Origin of the sequence: Streptomyces sp. NPDC099050 (genome assembly GCF_044759865.1) — a bacterium.
Taxonomy (GTDB): Bacteria; Actinomycetota; Actinomycetes; order Streptomycetales; family Streptomycetaceae; genus Streptomyces.
In genome coordinates this window covers 18941-35815 of the sequence record NZ_JBIWAE010000044.1, presented here as the reverse complement: position 1 = coordinate 35815, position 16875 = coordinate 18941, and the positions used below count along the sequence as shown (strand labels likewise).

18 protein-coding genes are annotated in these 16875 nt (G+C 72.0%); 7 read left to right on the top strand and 11 right to left on the bottom strand.

All coding sequences use genetic code 11. The features are described 5' to 3' along the window. Positions 1-135: 135 nt before the first annotated feature. Positions 136-1356, bottom strand: a complete 1221-nt coding sequence (locus tag ACIQV3_RS38985) for an amidohydrolase family protein (RefSeq protein ID WP_403721661.1) — start codon at positions 1354-1356, stop codon at positions 136-138. Positions 1357-1617: 261 nt separating this feature from the next. Here ACIQV3_RS38985 and ACIQV3_RS38980 point away from each other — a divergent pair, with 261 nt between their 5' ends. Next, the gene (locus tag ACIQV3_RS38980) at positions 1618-4965 is read left to right on the top strand and encodes an AfsR/SARP family transcriptional regulator (RefSeq protein ID WP_403721659.1); all 3348 of its coding nucleotides are present in this window, start codon (positions 1618-1620) and stop codon (positions 4963-4965) included. Positions 4966-5177: 212 nt separating this feature from the next. Continuing rightward, positions 5178-5366 carry a hypothetical protein gene (locus tag ACIQV3_RS38975; RefSeq protein WP_403721657.1) on the top strand — a complete coding sequence of 63 codons (189 nt, stop codon included), beginning with the start codon at positions 5178-5180 and terminating at the stop codon, positions 5364-5366. A gap of 216 nt (positions 5367-5582) precedes the next feature. Here ACIQV3_RS38975 and ACIQV3_RS38970 read toward each other — a convergent pair whose 3' ends face one another. Then, positions 5583-6335, bottom strand: coding sequence for an IclR family transcriptional regulator (locus ACIQV3_RS38970; protein ID WP_403721654.1), 753 nt, complete (start codon positions 6333-6335; stop codon positions 5583-5585). Positions 6336-6507: 172 nt separating this feature from the next. On the opposite strand from ACIQV3_RS38970, the gene ACIQV3_RS38965 reads away from it, so the two are divergent. Continuing rightward, positions 6508-7236, top strand: coding sequence for a class I SAM-dependent methyltransferase (locus ACIQV3_RS38965; protein ID WP_403721651.1), 729 nt, complete (start codon positions 6508-6510; stop codon positions 7234-7236). A gap of 4 nt (positions 7237-7240) precedes the next feature. On the opposite strand, the gene ACIQV3_RS38960 is transcribed toward ACIQV3_RS38965, so the two are convergent. From ACIQV3_RS38960 to ACIQV3_RS38925, 8 genes are all read right to left on the bottom strand, one after another. Continuing rightward, positions 7241-7459 (bottom strand): hypothetical protein, encoded by a 219-nt coding sequence (locus ACIQV3_RS38960; RefSeq protein WP_403721649.1) that lies wholly within the window; start codon positions 7457-7459, stop codon positions 7241-7243. A 201-nt stretch (positions 7460-7660) separates the two neighbouring features. After that, a complete protein-coding gene (locus ACIQV3_RS38955; RefSeq protein ID WP_403721646.1) occupies positions 7661-7855 on the bottom strand; it encodes a hypothetical protein in 195 nt (64 codons plus the stop codon). A 93-nt stretch (positions 7856-7948) separates the two neighbouring features. Beyond that, entirely contained in the window at positions 7949-8779 is an 831-nt protein-coding gene (locus tag ACIQV3_RS38950) for a helix-turn-helix domain-containing protein (protein WP_403721644.1), read from the bottom strand. Further along, positions 8776-9273: a DUF6879 family protein gene (locus ACIQV3_RS38945; protein ID WP_403721642.1), complete on the bottom strand. Its 498-nt coding sequence runs from the start codon at positions 9271-9273 to the stop codon at positions 8776-8778. Before ACIQV3_RS38945 ends, ACIQV3_RS38950 begins: the two co-directional genes overlap by 4 nt. Further along, entirely contained in the window at positions 9257-9463 is a 207-nt protein-coding gene (locus ACIQV3_RS38940; RefSeq protein ID WP_403721639.1) for a hypothetical protein, read from the bottom strand. Before ACIQV3_RS38940 ends, ACIQV3_RS38945 begins: the two co-directional genes overlap by 17 nt. Before the next feature lie 126 nt (positions 9464-9589). Next, on the bottom strand, positions 9590-10018 hold the full coding sequence (locus tag ACIQV3_RS38935; RefSeq protein ID WP_403721636.1) for a GNAT family N-acetyltransferase: 429 nt from the start codon (positions 10016-10018) through the stop codon (positions 9590-9592). Between the two features lie 693 nt (positions 10019-10711). Then, positions 10712-11083, bottom strand: coding sequence for a hypothetical protein (locus ACIQV3_RS38930; protein ID WP_403721634.1), 372 nt, complete (start codon positions 11081-11083; stop codon positions 10712-10714). 156 nt (positions 11084-11239) lie between these two features. Continuing rightward, positions 11240-11785, bottom strand: a complete 546-nt coding sequence (locus ACIQV3_RS38925; RefSeq protein ID WP_403721631.1) for a hypothetical protein — start codon at positions 11783-11785, stop codon at positions 11240-11242. A gap of 133 nt (positions 11786-11918) precedes the next feature. Here ACIQV3_RS38925 and ACIQV3_RS38920 point away from each other — a divergent pair, with 133 nt between their 5' ends. Continuing rightward, on the top strand, positions 11919-12344 hold the full coding sequence (locus ACIQV3_RS38920) for an MBL fold metallo-hydrolase (RefSeq protein ID WP_403721628.1): 426 nt from the start codon (positions 11919-11921) through the stop codon (positions 12342-12344). A 122-nt stretch (positions 12345-12466) separates the two neighbouring features. On the opposite strand, the gene ACIQV3_RS38915 is transcribed toward ACIQV3_RS38920, so the two are convergent. After that, on the bottom strand, positions 12467-14290 hold the full coding sequence (locus tag ACIQV3_RS38915) for a FadD3 family acyl-CoA ligase (RefSeq protein ID WP_403721627.1): 1824 nt from the start codon (positions 14288-14290) through the stop codon (positions 12467-12469). A 94-nt stretch (positions 14291-14384) separates the two neighbouring features. Between ACIQV3_RS38915 and ACIQV3_RS38910 the strand changes: the two genes are divergently transcribed. The 3 genes from ACIQV3_RS38910 to ACIQV3_RS38900 are packed head-to-tail and all read left to right on the top strand — an operon-like array spanning position 14385 to position 16834. Next, entirely contained in the window at positions 14385-15536 is a 1152-nt protein-coding gene (locus ACIQV3_RS38910) for a lipid-transfer protein (RefSeq protein ID WP_403721624.1), read from the top strand. 15 nt (positions 15537-15551) lie between these two features. Beyond that, positions 15552-16019 carry a Zn-ribbon domain-containing OB-fold protein gene (locus ACIQV3_RS38905; RefSeq protein ID WP_403721621.1) on the top strand — a complete coding sequence of 156 codons (468 nt, stop codon included), beginning with the start codon at positions 15552-15554 and terminating at the stop codon, positions 16017-16019. After that, positions 16016-16834, top strand: a complete 819-nt coding sequence (locus tag ACIQV3_RS38900) for an enoyl-CoA hydratase/isomerase family protein (RefSeq protein WP_403721619.1) — start codon at positions 16016-16018, stop codon at positions 16832-16834. The genes ACIQV3_RS38905 and ACIQV3_RS38900 overlap by 4 nt, the downstream gene beginning before the upstream one ends. Positions 16835-16875: the final 41 nt, after the last annotated feature.

Sequence of the window (16875 nt, the reverse complement as noted above, 5' to 3'; positions counted from 1 at the left end):
CAAATACCGCCTTTGTGGGGTGAGCGTCAACGTTTACACTTGGAGCGGGGGGGGGGGGGGGGGGGGGGCGCCCCGGGGGCCCCCCGGGGGGGCCCCCCGCCCGCGCCACGACACCACCCGCCACCACACCACCCGCTACGCCCCCGGCCAGAGGCCTTCCGGGGTCAGGCCCAGCAGGTCGATCGCGTTGCCGCGCACGATCCGGTCCACCACGTCCGGGGCCAGGTGCCCCATCTGGGACTCGCCGACCTCGCGGGATTTGGGCCACGTGGAGTCGGAGTGGGGGTAGTCGGTTTCGTAGAGGACGTTGGCGACGCCGATGGAGTCCAGGTTCTTCAGTCCGAAGGCGTCGTCGAAGAAGCAGCCGAAGACGTGCTCCGCGAAGAGTTCCGACGGCGGGCGCAGCACCTTGTCGGCGACGCCGCCCCAGCCCCGGTTCTCCTCCCAGACCACGTTCGCGCGCTCGAGGATGTACGGGATCCAGCCGATCTGGCCCTCCGCGTACATGATCTTGAGGTTGGGGAAGCGCTCGAACTTGCCGCTCATCAGCCAGTCCACCATCGAGAAGCAGCAGTTGGCGAAGGTGATGGTCGATCCGACGGCCGGCGGGGCGTCCGCCGAGGTGGAGGGCATGCGCGAGGAGGAGCCGATGTGCATGGCGATGACCGTGCCGGTCTCGTTGCACGCCTCCAGGAAGGGGTCCCACTCGTCCGTGTGGATGGAGGGGAGCCCGAGGTGGGGCGGGATCTCCGAGAAGGCGACCGCGCGGACCCCGCGCGCGGCGTTGCGGCGGACCTCGGCAGCGGCCAGGCGGGCGTCCCAGAGCGGGATGAGGGTGAGCGGGATGAGACGGCCGGCGGCTTCGGGGCCGCACCACTCCTCCACCATCCAGTCGTTGTACGCGCGCACGCCGAGCAGGCCGAGTTCGCGGTCCTTGGCCTCGGTGAAGGTCTGGCCGCAGAAGCGCGGGAAGGTCGGGAAGCAGAGGGCCGACTGGACGTGGTTGACGTCCATGTCGGCGAGCCGGTCGGGAACCGAGAAGGAGCCCGGGCGCATCTGCTCGTACGTGATGACTTCGAGCTTGATCTCGTCGCGGCTGTAGCCGACGGCCGTGTCGAGGCGGGTGAGGGGTCGGTGCAGGTCCTCGTACACCCACCAGTCGCCTATCGGTCCGTCGTCGCCCTTGGCCCCCATGACGGGGGCGAACTTGCCTCCGAGGAAGGTCATTTCCTTCAGGGGGGCGCGGACGATGCGGGGGCCGACGTCGTGGTACTTGGACGGGAGCCGGTCCCGCCAGACGTTGGGGGGCTCAACCGTGTGGTCGTCCACCGAGATGATCTTCGGGAAGGTCTCCATGTCCTCACGGTAGCGTCAATCTGACGAACCGTCAGCTATTTGAACGGGGCCGGATGCAGGATCCATGAGGACCGGGGCGCGGGATCCGCACCGGCCGACACCGGTCGGCACCGACCGGCACCGGATCCACACCGACCCGGCACCGGATCCGCACGGACCGGCCGCCGGATCCGTACGGACTGGGTCCGCTACGGACTGACGTGTACGCGCGACACAGGGCAGACTGGCCCTTACACCTATGGAAGGCAGGGGGGAGACCAGATGGACGGCACACCGGCCATCCCGCACCAGCGGAACCACCCCGAGTCCGGTGACACCGCCATTGCCGCAGCCGCCGGAGTCGGAGCCATAGCCGGAACCGGACTCGGAGCCGGAACCGGAACCGGACTCGGAGCCGCAACAGGCCCCGAATCAGGCCCCGACGCAGGCCCCGGACCAGCCCCCGGACCAGGCCCCGGAGTCGAATCAGCGCCCGCCGCGGAAGCCCGCGCCGCCGAATCCGCCGACGCGCCCCCGACCCCCGCCGCCCCCGCCGCCACGGCCACGGCCGCCGCCACCGGCGGCAACCGCTTCGCCGTGCTCGGTCCCATCCGGGCCTGGCGCGGCGGCGAGGCGCTGAGTTCCGGGACCCCGCAGCAGCGGGCGCTGCTCGCGGTGCTCCTGCTCCGCGAGGGCCGCACCGCGACCGCGCCCGAGCTCATCGACGCCATCTGGGGCGAGGACCCGCCGCAGCAGGCCCTCGCGACCATCCGTACGTACGCCTCCCGCCTGCGCAAGGTCCTCGAACCCGGGCTCCTCGTCTCCGAGTCCGGCGGCTACGCGATCCGCCTGCCCCACCCCGAGGCGCTCGACCTGGGCATCGCCCGGGCCCTCGCCGCCGACGCCGAGGCCGCGCGCGCCGGCCGGCCGAAGGCCGACGCCACCGGGAGGGCCCCGGCCGGCGCACACGGCGCCCACGGCGCGCACAGCAGCCACGCCGCCCACGGCAGCCACGGCACACACGGCAGCCACCCCGCCCCCGCCGCTCCCCCCGCCCCCGGCGGCAAGGGCGACCGCGCGCTCGCCCGTACGCTGCTGGCCCGCGCCCTGGACGTCTGGGACGGCGAACCGCTGGCCGGCGTACCCGGGCCGCACGCCGACACCGAGCGCACCCGGCTCGCCGAGTGGCGCCTCCAGCTGCTGGAGACCCGCCTGGACCTGGACCTGGAGCTCGGCCACCACGCCGAGGCCGTCTCCGAGCTCACCGCGCTCACCGCCGCCCACCCCCTGCGGGAGCGGCTGCGCGAGCTGCTGATGCTCGCCCTCTACCGCAGCGGCCGCCAGGCCGAGGCCCTCGCCGTGTACGCCGACACCCGCCGGCTCCTCGCCGACGAACTCGGCGTCGACCCGCGCCCCGAACTCGCCGAGCTCCAACAGCGCATCCTGCGCGCCGACTCCGAGCTCGCCCGCGCCGAGGACCCGGCACCGGCCGCGGCGCCCGTACACGTGAGGCCCGCCCAATTGCCCGCCACGGTCTCCGACTTCACCGGCCGCTCCAGCTTCGTCCGGGACCTCGGCGCGATCCTCGCCGGCGCCGAGGGGCAGGTGATGGCGGTCTCCGCCCTCGCCGGCATCGGCGGCGTCGGCAAGACCACCCTCGCCGTGCACGTCGCGCACGCCGCCCGCCCGCACTTCCCCGACGGGCAGCTCTACGTCGATCTCCAGGGCACCGAGGCCCGCCCCGCCGAGCCCGAGGCCGTCCTCGGCTCCTTCCTGCGCGCCCTCGGGACCCCCGACACCTCGATCCCCGACTCCCCCGCCGAACGGGCCGCGCTCTACCGCTCCACCCTCGACGGCCGGCGCGTCCTGGTCCTCCTCGACAACGCCCGCGACGCGGCCCAGGTCCGCCCGCTGCTGCCGGGCACCGCGGGCTGCGCCGCCCTCGTCACCAGCCGGGTCCGGATGGCGGGCCTGGCCGGCGCGCACCTCGTCGACCTCGACGTGATGAGCCCCGAGGAGGCGCTCCAGCTCTTCACCCGGATCGTCGGGGCCGAGCGGGTCGGCGCCGAGCGCCAGGCCGCCCTCGACGTGGTGGGCGCCTGCGGCTTCCTGCCGCTGGCCATCCGCATCGCCGCCTCCCGGCTGGCCGCCCGGCGCACCTGGACGGTCTCCGTGCTCGCCGCCAAGCTCGCCGACGAGCGCCGCCGCCTGGACGAGCTCCAGGCCGGCGACCTCGCCGTCAAGGCCACCTTCGAGCTGGGCTACGGACAGTTGGAGCCCGCGCAGCAGCGCGCGTTCCGGCTGCTGGGGCTGCCCGACGGGCCCGACATCTCCCTCGCGGCCGCAGCGGCCGTACTCGACCGGCCGGAGCACGACACCGAGGACCTGCTCGAAGCCTTGGTGGACTGCTCCCTCCTCGAGTCGGCCGCGCCCGGCCGCTACCGCTTCCACGACCTCGTACGCCTCTACGCGCGTGCCTGCGCCGAGCGCGACGAGCAGCCGCCGAGCGGGTGCGACGGCGCCCTCGACCGGCTGCTGGACTTCTACCTGGCCACCGCCGCCGGGGTGTACGCCCTGGAGCGGCCCGGAGACCGGCTCGTGGCCCACCTCTCGGCCACCCGCCACCCCGGGCTGCGCTTCACCGAGCCGCACTCCGCGCAGGACTGGCTGTACGCCGAGGCCGACCCGCTGCTGGCGTGCGCACGGCAGGCCGCCGTACGCACGACCGGTCGCCAGGACCTGCTGCGCCGGGCCGTGGACCTGCTGTGGGCGGCCAAGGACCTGGCCGAGTCGGGGGCCAACTCCAAGCAGTACGAGTCGGCCGCCGCCGCGCTGTGCGACGCCGCCGAGGCGGCGAAGGACCCGTACGCCGAGGGCCGTGCCCGCACCACGCTCACCAACACCCACCTGGTCGCGGGCCGCTTCGCCGAGGCCGACGCCGAGGCCAGCCGGGCCATGTCGCTCGCCCGTGCGGCGGGGGACCTGCTGCCCAGCTGCTGGGCGCCCAACGACCGGGGCATCATCGCGATCTACGAGGGCCGCTACGACGACGGCGAGCGGTACCTGCTGGAGGCCATCGCGAACTTCCGGGCCGACGCGAACCACGTCGGCGAGGCGAGCGCCCTGTGCAACCTCTCCCGCATCCACGTGGAGCAGGGCCGGCTCTCCAGCGCGATCGACCTCGCCCAGCAGGGCATCGCCATCTACGACCGGATGGGGCTCACCCTGCGGCTGGCCAACGGCCGCTACGCGCTGGGCATCGCCCTCACGCAGGCCGACCGGCTCTCCGAGGCGCACTCCCAACTCAACGACGCGCTGGCACTGTTCCACGAGAACCGGCAGCCCCTGTGGGAGGGCGTGACGCACTTCCGGCTCGCCAAGGTCCACCTGGCGGCGCGCCGGCCCACGCTGGCGGCCTCGCACGCCGAACAGGCCATCGCCCTGCGGGGGATCGGCGGCGAGTGGAATCGTGCCAGGGTGCTGACCGTGCTCGGCCGGGCGCTGCGCCAGTTGGGGCAGCGGGACCGGGCGCGGGTGTGCTGGCGGGACGCCGAGGTGGTGTTCACGCAGCTGAAGTCTCCGGAACTGGCTGAGGTGCAGGCCCTGTTGGCGGCTGAGATCGCCGCCTGAGTGGCGCTTGAGCCGCGCTTGAGGCGCGTCGCCCGGGCCGCGCCTGAGCCGTGCTGAACGAGGCGTTCATCGTTCGTTTATCGCCACCCGCCAGGATGGGGTTCATCGACTCGAGGTGTCGGGGGGCACTCCCGGGTCGACCGGAGGACGACCCGTTCGGCGGTCCGCGGGGGAATCGCCGAACGGGACCCACCCACCCATCAGGAGAACCGATGACGACGAACGAGAACATCAAGCCGGCCGACGGCGAAACCACTCCGCTCGACAACCAGCTTTCGGATGTCGACATCAAACCGATGGACAACCACGCGGCCGGCGTGGAGCTCAAGCCGCTCGACAACCACGCCGCGGGCGAGGACATCGTGACGATGGACAACCACGCGGCCGGCGGCGGCCTGTAGGTGGGGGCGTAGGCCTCACAGACGCGTACGGCCCGGGAACACGGGGGAACGGGGGATCCGGGCCGTACCGCAGGACGTACCACGGGGGACCGGGGGTCACGGGGGACCAACGGGGTGCACGGGGGAACGGCGGCCGCGGTGGCCAGGAGGGGGACCACCGCGGCCGCCTCACGTGCGTGCGGCGGCGGGGACGCGGCGGGGACGCGGCGGGGCGGCTCAGCCGCCGAGCTGGAGCAGCCGCTGTACGCCCCGGGCGGCTTCCAGCAGCGCCGGCGAGAACCGCTCCAGCTCCGCCCGCGAGTGGAGCGAGGCGGCGGCGGTCAGGCTGACCCCGCCCACCGGCAGGCCCGCACGGTCGAAGACCGGCGCGCCCAGGCAGCGGACCGAGCGTTCGTACTCCGCGTCGTCGACGGCGTAGCCGCGCTTCCGGACCGTCCGCAGTTCGTCCGCGAGGCCCTCCCGGTCGGTGAGGGGCCGCAGGATGGCCTCGGCCTCCTCGGGCGGCAAGTGCGCGAGGACGGCCTTGCCGATCGCGGTGGCGTGCAGCGGGACGCGCGTGCCGACGCGCGAGGAGGTCCGGCGGGACCCGGAGTTCTCGATCTTGCGGATGTACGTGAGGGCGTTGCCGCTGCGCAGGGCCAGGTGGACGGCCTGGCCGGTGCATCTGTGCAGGAATTCGAGCAGCTCGACGATGCCCTCGGGCCGGTCGGCGGAGATCTCGGCGGCCAGGGTGCGCAGCCGCAGGCCGACTCCGTAGCTGCCTTCGCCGTCGGTGACGGCGTAGCCCTGCTCGACGAGGGAGACCAGGATCCGATAGGTGCTGGATTTGGGTATCCCGGCGGCGGCGGACAGTTCCGCGAGCCGGTGCGGGCCACCGAAGGCGGTCAGCGCCTCGGTGATCCGCAGGGTCTTCTCCAGGGCACTGCCGTGGCCGACGCCTCCGTGGCCGACGCCGACGCCGTGGATCATGCCCTGACCCCCGCTCTGGCCCGGCACCTCACTTCGTATGGCATTGACCACGGAATCCCCAAGGGTTGGCAAAGCGTTTTGATTCACCCTACGTCACGGGATGCCCGCTTTGCCCGGGGTCGAAGGGCCCGAAATACCGGGCGGCCGCGCCCTCGCTGACTAGGCTGACCGTGTGTTCACCTCCCAGGGCCCGACCCTCCGCGAACTGGCCGTACAGGCCCTGTCCTCCATCGAGCGGGGCTACGACCTGCTGGCCCCGAAGTTCGACCACACCCCCTTCCGCACCCCCGACCGGATGCTCGACGCGGTCGAGGAGACGCTCGCCCGCCACGAGGGCCCCTTCGACGCCGGACTCGACGTGTGCTGCGGTACGGGCGCGGGCCTCGGCATGCTGCGCCGGCTGTGCCGGGGCCGGGTGACCGGGGTGGACCTGAGCTCGGGCATGCTCGCCGAGGCCGCGCTCGCCCACCCCGAGGAGCGCGTGGACCTCCTACGGGCCGACGCGCGCTCCCTGCCCGCCGCGCTCGGGGACTCGTACGACCTGGCCGTCAGCTTCGGCGCCTTCGGCCACTTCCTGCCGGCCGAGCGCCCCGCCGTCTTCTCCGGGGTCCACACGGCACTGCGCCCCGGCGGCGTGTTCGCCTTCCCGATCGGCGCCCCGATCCCGCCGAGCCGCCCGGCATGGTGGGCCCTCTCCGGCTTCGACGCGGCGATGCGCGTGCGCAACGCCGTCTGGCGCCCGCCGTTCGTCATGTACTACCGCACCTTCCCGCTGGGCGGCGTCCGTACGGACCTGCGCGCCGCCGGGTTCACGGTGGAGACGCTCCCCCTGGACCACTTCGGCCGCCGACCGGACGGCACACCGAAATGGCGACTGGTACTCGCCCGCCGAGCAGCCTGAGCCCCTACCCCCGCCCTTCCCCCGCCCTCTCCGCCTCCCCCTTCTCCGGCAGGCGGCCGATGTCGCAGACCGGGCCGAGGTGGCCGAGCTTGTCGGGGTTGGACACGGCGTGGACCACCCGGACCACGCCGTCATCGATGTCCAGCTCGACCACGCTGGCCACCCGCCCCCCGGCGTCGACGATCAGGGCGCCCGGCTCCCCTTCACGGGCTGACCTCGGCATGGTCCGTAACCACACGCCGGAACAGCCGGTGGCCCGTCCTTCCCGAATGCCGCAGCGCCCAGTCCTGGGCCGTCTCTTGCTCATCCTGCGGACCCGAATCCGCCCCGCACCCGTACGCCACACAGAACGCTTCCCACACGGATCCGCCAGCGGGCACATGCCGGATGGTGTGCGCGACGAATCGGTGGACGGCCCTGGGCATCAGTGATCCTCTGCCTGGTGGGCGCGAAGCCGGATGTTCGCATCCGTCACCCCGCTGTAGTCGAGGGCACTGCCCGCGTTCTCCCGCTGCACCGCAAGACTCAGGCACGCGGGGCAGCCCGGCACTGCCCTCGGGGGATCGGCAGGAAAGGGGTCACGCTGGCCGACCTGCTGCCAAAGCTTGATGGAAGCCACCGAGCACTCCTTGAGCCGTAGCCGAATATCTCAAGTCCAGGCTTCACCGGCGGGCGGCTGAGACCCACATCCATGCGCGTCATGGACTAAAGATCACCTGAGGGTGGCCGCGCAGGCCCCGAGGAAGACCCGCGCGTCGTCACCGAAGAGGGCCCGGTCCTCGAGCTGCGAGAACTCCTCACGGTGACTGGCCACGTCCCGGGGGTCCCGGAAGACCATGACTCCGGTGGACAGCTCGACCGTGGCGATGCGGTCGTCGTAGACCGTGAAGGTGTTCAGCGGAGCGGGACCGGTCGGCACGGTCAGGGGGATGACGCCGAGCCGCACGTTCGGCAGGTGCGTGAGCGAGGCCAGGTGATCGACCTGTACCGCGAGCGCGTCGGGGCCGACCAGCGGCCACCGGACAGCTTGCTCGGTGAGTATGAACGTGAACCGCTTGGAGCAGTCGTACAGGACCTGTTGCCGTTCCAGCTTCCTGGCGATGGTCCTGGAGTGGTCGCCGGGGATGTGGGCGAGGCTGGCCCGGATGTACTCGGGGGTCGAGAGCAAGCCCGTGATCATCGACAGCAGGAAGAGCCTGAGCTCGGCCGACGATGCCTCGAGGCCGGCGAGTTCGAGTTGCTTCTTGTCCAGGCCCTTGCGCCGCATGCCCCGGGCACCCTGCCACTGCGTATGAGCGAGACGGGCCAGGGTCATGACCTGTGAGACCAGAGCAGGGTCGGCCTCACAGGCCCGCAGGAGTTGCTCCACGTCCACGAGGGAGGGGCGCACCTTGCCGTTCTCGATCCGGCTGACCTTCGACTGAGACATGTTGCAGCGGGTGGCGGCCCGAGCCCCCGAGAGCCCGGACCGCTTGCGGACGGCCTTCAGCAGGGCCGCCAGCTCTTCGCCCGACTGGCCGAGCGCCTCCGGTTCGACGCTCACGTACGGATGTACTCCAGGAACAGCACAGAAGCCTCTACGGCCACGCGCTGATACTCGACGAACGGCGCGGGGTCCCCCTCGTACAGCTCTCGGCTGATCTGCCTGCCGTCCGGTTCGTAGTGCATGAGCACCACGGTGGAGCGGTCGAACATCCAGAAGTCTTCGACATCCGGGAGCGGGTTCGCCCGGTCGGTCACGTCAAGGATGCGGATGTCTTCTCCTGCCGGTGCCTGATGCCGGTAGTAGCGATCGAATTCGAACCGCAGGTAGTCGCTCAGCGGCCGAGTGACGATGTGTACACGCCCTACGTCCCGGCTGCGCACCATCTCGGTCCACGCGTCCTCGTACGGTCCGGGGAAGCGGGCCCCCGCCTTGAAGGCTGCGAACTCGTCCGCTTCCTGCGGTACGAGGTACTGGGGCAGTGTCTCCAGCCGCCAGGCCTCCGTCTGGAACGTCTTGAACCTCGATGCCCAGTCCTCACCATCCAAGAGCACGGAAAGCCTCCCTGAGCACTGCCTCGGGGATCTCCACGAGCGCCTCGCCGGTCGGCGGGGTGAAGGCTGCGGAGACGTCGCCCTGGACGATGAACGAGCCGGACGCCGTCCGATAGACGTTCGGGCAGTCGCCCTGGCCGCACTCGCCGTTTCCGTTGCCTGTGAGTCGGGTCAGTTCCTCACGTGCCATGTGAAGCCCCTCGGTCCCAGACCCCTGCTGGGCCTGATGAACAAGACCGTAGGGATCAACCGGTGAGGCCGTCTATGCGGGAACGCGACTATGCACGTCTTGGCATAAAGAGACCCCTGCCACGACTCAGCGGACCCGTGGCAGGCCGAAGGCCGACATCTTCCTTTCCTCGTAGGAAAGGAAGCCGAGGGAGCGGTAGAAGGCGTGGTTGCGCGGGCCTTCGGGGGTCGACTCGTGGTCGGTCGAGAGGAGGAAGAAGCGGCAGTGTGCGTACCGCTGCTTCAAGTGCTCCATGAGGTTGCGGCCTATGCCCTGGCGGTGGTACTTGGGGTTGACCAGCAGGTCCTGTACGTAGCAGACGGTCTCGTCGTCGGAGAGCGTGCGGGCCAGTCCGAGGAGGGCGCCGGACTCGTCCCTGGCGGTGATGACCAGGTGCGAGTTGGCCAGGCTCCGGTACAGCTTGTCGGGGTCGCGGGTGTAGCCCTGCCAGTCCACCGAGTCGTAGAGTTCGAATACCTGCTGACGGTCGAACTCGACCTCTTCCGCGATGATCACGACGGTCCCGCCTGTCTCGAACTTGGGTTCTGGAGACCGAACCTACCGGGACGCGGCGGGCCGCGACCCGGTGGGGCGCGATGCTTCTTTTGGTCTAAGTACCTGGGGAAAGAACCTCTCCCAGACCCCTCCAGCCTCCCGCCGGGCGAGCGGTCACTCACACGGGTGAATCGGCCAACTGGGGTCGATTTCAGGGTGGTTGTCTGGCATATGCTCGCCCCGACAACCCAGAGAACTGTGACGGCCCCCGCCGGGACTGCGAATCCCGATCGAGGGCCTGACCAACGAGGAAGTAGACCCTTCCTGATGGCTTCAGTGCACTTTACCGCGCCCGTGCGCGCGACATACGGCGTTCGGCACGCCAACGTCCGGCTTACCGGGCGGTTCACGGTCGTGAGCAACGACCTCATCCAGCATCCCGAGATGTCTCTGATCGCGCGGATGTTGGGGATCTTCATCCAGTCGGTGCCGGCCGGGACTCCCAGCGGCATCAAGGACCTGGTCAAGCGACTGCCGGTCGGAGAGACCTCGATCGCCAACGGGCTGCGGGAACTTGAGGCGTTCGGTTACCTCGACCGGTCCCTGGAGAGCCTGCCGGGTGGGCGGATCGTCACCCGTACGGTGTCCTACAACGACCCCCGGGCCGCCGCTGTCGTGGCGGCGCGCAGTGAACACGGACACGCAGTCACGGCATCAGAGGGATCCTCCGCGGAGACACCGCCGGTCGCCGCTTCCCCGGAGCCCGCCGTGCCGGTGGAGCCCGATGCGGCAGCCGACGTAGAGGTGGAGGCTGCGTCCGGGGGCGGTGCGGATGCCGTGCCCGCCGGGCGGCTCCCCGCGCCCCAGGAGCCGGATAACCCCGGGCGGCGGCGGCTCGCGCTCGAGGTGCTCGCGGAGTTGCGGCGGGTCGATCCGCGGCTGCTGCTCGGGGAGCGGGACGTACGGTACCTCGCGGGCGGGGTCGAGGCCTGGCTGGAGCGCGGGGCGGAGGTGCGGGCCGTGGTGGCCGCCCTGGCGGCGAACCTGCCGGTGGGGCTGCGCAATCCGGCCGGGCTGATCGCCCACCGGCTCACGGCCCAGTTGCCACCGCCGCTGGCTCCGGTGCCCCGCGCGCCTGCCTTCGTACCTCCGGATCCCTTCGTGATCTGTCCGGAGTGCGAGCGCGCGTTTCGCAGTCCGACGCCCGGGGCCTGGTGCAGGGGATGCAGTGCTCAGAGCACGTCAGCGCTCGATGTCGAGCGTGAAGCGCCTCGTGCCCGTACCGATCGTTTCGGCGTGGATCGAGCCGCGAGCCCGGTCGTACTTTCCGGTACCGCCGGTGATCGCGTTGTCGAACGCGGGCGGCGGACCCGGGACGAGGTGGCCGAAGACCATCCCCTGGGCGGCGATCTGGCCGCCGGGGAGGCTGTAGGTCACGACGCAGGCCTCCGCCCCGCCGTTGTCGACCCGGGTGGTCGTGCAGGTGCCGCCGGTCTCGCCGACCTGGTTGCCGTCCTTGTCGAAGAGGAGCGAGCGGAAGACGGTCCGGTCGCCCTGGGCGGCGGCGCCGCCGGGGTTGACGGGGAAACGCGACTGCTCCGCCAGCCGGCCGGTGAGGGTGATGACCTGGCCCTTGTCGTTCCCCTTGTCGTTCCCCTGGTCGTTCCCCTTGCCGTCCTCGTGGGCGGAGCCGGTGCCGGTCGTGGCGGCGGAGGCGAGGGGGGCGCAGGCGAGGAGGGCGAGCAGGGTGGTGGCCACGCCGAGACTGGCTGTTCTGATGGGACGCATGGGGGCTCCTGAGGTCGGGGCTCACGGCTCGTGGGCGAATGCCCGGTGGGCGAACCATTCCTAGTGGCGGCTCCGCCGCCGCCCGGAGTGTCCCGGCGCGACCCACCGTCAGATCCGACCGATCGGACCAGCCGTGTCCGGATCCGACAGAGCTCCCGGGGCGGAGGCCCGTGATCGTCGGCGCCGGGACGCCCGGCAGCGGCCGGAAGATCCAGACCGGATCACCGAGCACGGCGTGGACCCCCGGGACGTCTCGCTGGTCGTGCTCACGCACGGGCACACCGCCGGGTCGGTCTCCGTCCTCACCGACGACGGGGACCTCGTCGCCGGCGACCTGGTCGCCCACTCCTTCATGGGCCTGATCCCGGGCGAGCCGGCCAATCCGCCGTTCCACGACGACCCGCGGCGCAACCTCATCAGCCTCCGCGAGATGCCCGACCTCAACCCCGGCCGGTTCCAGGTTGGCCACGGCGCCCCGCTGGGACCCGACCGGGTCCGCCGCGAGGTCACGCCCGGGTCCGATCCCCTCTCCGCCTCCCAGCGGGCGCCACGGGGGTGACCGGGGAACTCGCTGTCGCGCAGCTCTCGAAGGTCTCGCACACCGGGGTCGGTGGCGGCTGAGCAACTCGCGGGCTGGGACCGCGGATCGGCGTCACCCGCACCCCGCAGAGGAACTGGCGATCAGCGGGTGCGGAGTTCGCGTTTGAGGACCTTGCCGCTCGCGTTGCGCGGGAGTTCGGATACGAACTCCACCTCGCGCGGGACCTTGTAGTTGGCCATCTCCCGGCGTGACCACGCGATCAGGTCGTCGGCCGTGAGGACCGCTCCCGGGCGGCGGACCGCGTACGCCTTGCCGACCTCGCCCAGGCGCGGATCGGGGACCCCGACCACCGCCACGTCGGCGATGTCCGGGTGCAGGCCGAGGAGTTGCTCGATCTCGGCGGGGTAGGCGTTGAAGCCGCCGACGATGAACATGTCCTTGATCCGGTCGGTGATGCGCAGGTTCCCGGCGGCGTCGAGGACGCCGACGTCGCCGGTACGGAGCCAGCCCTCGGGGGTGATGGCCTCGGCGGTGTCGGCCGGGTCCTCGAAGTAGCCGCGCATGACGTTGTGGCCGCGCACCCACACCTCCCCGGCCCGGCCCGTGGGCTGGGGTCCGCCGTCCGCGTCCACGACCCTGACCTCCGTCCCGGGGATGGCCCGGCCCGAGGTCGAAGCGATGGTCTCCGCCGGGTCGCCGCGGCGGCACATGGTGACGATGCCGCTCGCCTCGGAGAGCCCGTACGCGGTCAGGACGGTGCCGATGCGCAGCTCGCCGCGGAGCCGTTCCACGAGCTGGAGCGGGACCACGGCCGCGCCGGTGACGACCAGGCGCAGGGCGGAGAGGTCGTGGTGGTCGCGCTGGGGGTGGTCCAGGAGGGACTGGTGGAGCGTGGGCGGGCCGGGGAGTACGGAGATCCGCTCGGCGGCGATGTTGGCGAGGACGGTGTCCACGTTGAAGACGGGCTGGGGGACCATCGTGGCCCCGCGCATCAGGCAGGCGATGACCCCGGCCTTGTAGCCGAAGGTGTGGAAGAAGGGGTTCACGATCAGGTAGCGGTCCCCCTCGCGCAGGCCGGCGAGCTCGCTCCAGACCTCGTAGCAGCGCAGGGACTGGGCGTGGGAGATGACGGCGCCCTTGGGGCTGCCGGTGGTGCCGGAGGTGAAGATGATGTCGGAGGGGGCGGTGGCGGGGATCGCGTCCGTACGGGCCCGGACGGCCTCGGCGGATACGGAGTCGCCGCCGGTCAGGAACTCCTTCCAGGTGCGGAAGGAATCCGGGGCGTCCTCGGACAGGACGACGACCTGCTCCAGGTGGGGCAGGCCGGGCAGCGGCCCGGAGCCCTCGCCTTCGGCGGCGGCGCGGCGCAGGGAGGCGACGTAGGAGGTGCCGAGGAAGGTGCCGGTGACGAAGAGGAGCCGGGCGCGGCTGCGCTGGAGGACGTAGGCGGCTTCGGAGCCCTTGAAACGGGTGTTGAGGGGGACGAGGACGGCTCCGGCGGAGACGGCGCCGAGGGCGGAGACGATCCATTCGAGGGTGTTGGGCGCCCAGACGGCGACCCGGTCCCCCGGTTCCACGCCGGCGGCGATGCAGGCGGCGGCGGCCCGCTCGACGCGTTCGCCGAGCTGCGCGTAGTCGATTCGGACCCGCCCGTCGACGACGGCCTCGCGGTCGGCGTAGCGCGCGGCGGCGTGCCGGACGAGTCCGCCGATGCTGGTCCAGGCGAGATCGGCCCGTCCGTCTTCCGTCGCGTTCGCCGCGCCCGTCGGGTCCGCGGTGTCCGTCGCGCCCGTCGCGCCCGCCGCGCCCGCTGTGTCCGTCGCGCCCGCCGCGCCCGCCGCGTCCGTCGCGCCCGCCGCGCCCGCCGCGCCCGCCATGTCCGCCGCGCCCGCCGCGTCCGCCGCGTCCGCCGCGTCCGCCGTGTCCACGGTGCCGCGCGCGCGCTCGTCCTCGTCCTCGGTCATCGTCCGCCCTTCCCTGCAACACCAGTAGCTGACTATCCGTCAGATTAGCTGTAGCCTTCGCGGCTGTCAGTACTGGTGCACCCCGGAGGTGGCGATGGCGGCAACGCTCAAGGACGCTACGGCGATAGTCGGCATCGGGCAGACCGCCTTTGCCAAACAACTGCCGCAGTCCGAAAAGGAACTGGCCTGCCGGGCCATTCTGGCGGCCCTCGAGGACGCGGGCATAGACCCGTCCGAGGTGGACGCCTTCTCCTCCTACACGATGGAGGAGACCGACGAGGTGGAGGTCGCCAAAGCCATCGGCGCGGGCGACGTCACCTTCTTCTCCAAGATCGGCTTCGGCGGCGGCGGTTCCTGCGCCACCGTCGGCCACCTGGCCGCCGCCGTCGCCACCGGCCAGGCGAGCGTCGGCGTGGCCTGGCGTTCGCGCAAGCGCGGCTCGGGGCCGCGGCCGTGGAAGAACACGGCCGTCCAGCTCCCCACCCCCGGCCAGTGGACGCGCCCCTTCGGCCTGCTGCGCCCCGCCGACGAGATCGGCATGCTGGCCCGCCGCTACATGCACGAGTACGGCGCCACCCGCGACCACCTCTTCAACGTCGCGATGGCCTGCCGCAACCGGGCCAACGAGAACCCGGCCGCGATGATGTACGAACGCCCGCTGACCCGCGAGATGTACATGACCGCCCGCATGATCAGCGACCCGCTCTGCCTCTTCGACAACTGCCTGGAGACCGACGGGGCGCTGGCCTGCGTCATCGTCAGCGCCGAGCGCGCCCGCGACTGCCGCCAGAAGCCCGTCTACGTCCACTCCGTCGCCCAGGGCCTGCCCTCCCAGCACCACGGCATGGTCAACTACTGGAACGACGACCCGCTGTCCGGCCCCGCCTGGACCGCCGCCCGACACCTGTGGAAGCAGGCCGACTTCGGCCCCCAGGACGTGGACGTCGCGCAGATCTACGACGCCTTCACCCCCCTGATCCCGCTCTCCCTGGAGGGCTACGGCTTCTGCGGGCGCGGCGAGGGAGCCGCCTTCACGGAAGGCGGGGCCCTGGAGATGGGCGGCCGGCTCCCCATCAACACCGGCGGCGGCGGCCTCAGCGAGGCCTACGTGCACGGCTTCAACCTGATCAACGAAGGCGTCAAGCAGCTCCGCGGGATCTCCACCGCCCAGGTGCCCGACGCCGCCACCTGCCTGGTCACCGCCGGTGAGGGCGTCCCCACGTCCGCCATCCTGCTGCGAGCCTGAGGAGCTGAGGAATCCATGACGACGCAGACCACGACCACCCCCGCGGACGGGCTGCTCCTCCCCGTCCCCGACGAGGACGGCGCCCCCTTCTGGGAGTACGCCGCCCAGGGCGAACTCCGCGTCCAGGCCTGCGCGGCCCCCGCCTGCGGGAAACTGCGCTTCCCGCCCCGCCCCTGCTGCCCGCACTGCCGGTCCTTCGACTCCGAATGGCGCCTGATGAGCGGCCGGGGCCGGATCTGGTCGTACGTGCGGCCGCACCCGCCGCTGCTGCCCGCCTACGCCGCGCAGGCCCCGTACAACGTGATCCTCGTGGAGCTGGCCGACGCCCCGCAGATCCGCCTCGTCGGCAACCTCGTCACCTCCGCCGACGCCCCGCTGGACTCGATGGACCCGGCGCGGCTGCGCATCGGGGCGCGGGTGCAGGTGGTGTTCACCGAGACGGACGGGATCGCGGTGCCGCGCTGGGTGCTGGAGAAGACGTGACGGCCGCCGACCGGGCACCCGCCGACCGGGCACCCGGACTGCGGGTGGAGCGGGACAAGAGCACCGGGGTCGCGGTCGTCACCCTGGACCGGGAGCGCAAGCACAACGCGATCGATCTGGGGACGGCCGCCGAACTGGCTTCGGTGTGGCGGGAGTTCCGCTACGAGGACGACGTACGGGCGATCGTGCTGACGGGCGCCGGGCAGGCTGCCTTCTGCACCGGGATCGACCGGGGCGCGGAGGTGCCGCAGCCGTCCTCGCCGTACTCGGTGGACGACCCGCTCGTCGCCATCGGGCCGAAGGCGAACGACCTGTGGAAGCCGGTGGTCGCCGCCGTCAACGGCATGGCCTGCGGCGGGGCGTTCTACCTGCTGGGCGAATCGGAGTTCATCATCTCCTCCGCGTCCGCGACCTACTTCGACCCGCACACCAGCTACGGCATGGTCAGCGCGTACGAGGCGATCTACATGGCGCAGCGCATGCCCTTCGGCGAGGCCGCCCGGATGTCCCTGATGGGCACGGCGGAGCGGCTCTCCGCGCGGCGGGCGTACGAGATCGGCCTGGTCTCGGAGCTGGCGGAGCCCGAGGCGCTGCTCCCGGCGGCCCTGCGGGCGGCACAGACGCTGGCCGGCTTCCCGACGGAGGCCGTGCAGGGCACCGTACGGTCCCTGTGGGCGGCGAAGCAGGCCACCCTCCAGCAGGCGCTGGCGCAGGCTCCGGGGCTGGTGGCGCTGGGGAACCTGCCGCCCGGGCGGCAGGCGGAGCTGTTCGCCGGGCGGCGGAGCGGCGCGGGACCGGAGCCCCGGATCCGCTGAGCAGGGCGAGGCCGGGCGGGGGCCGCTTCCCGGGGCCCCGC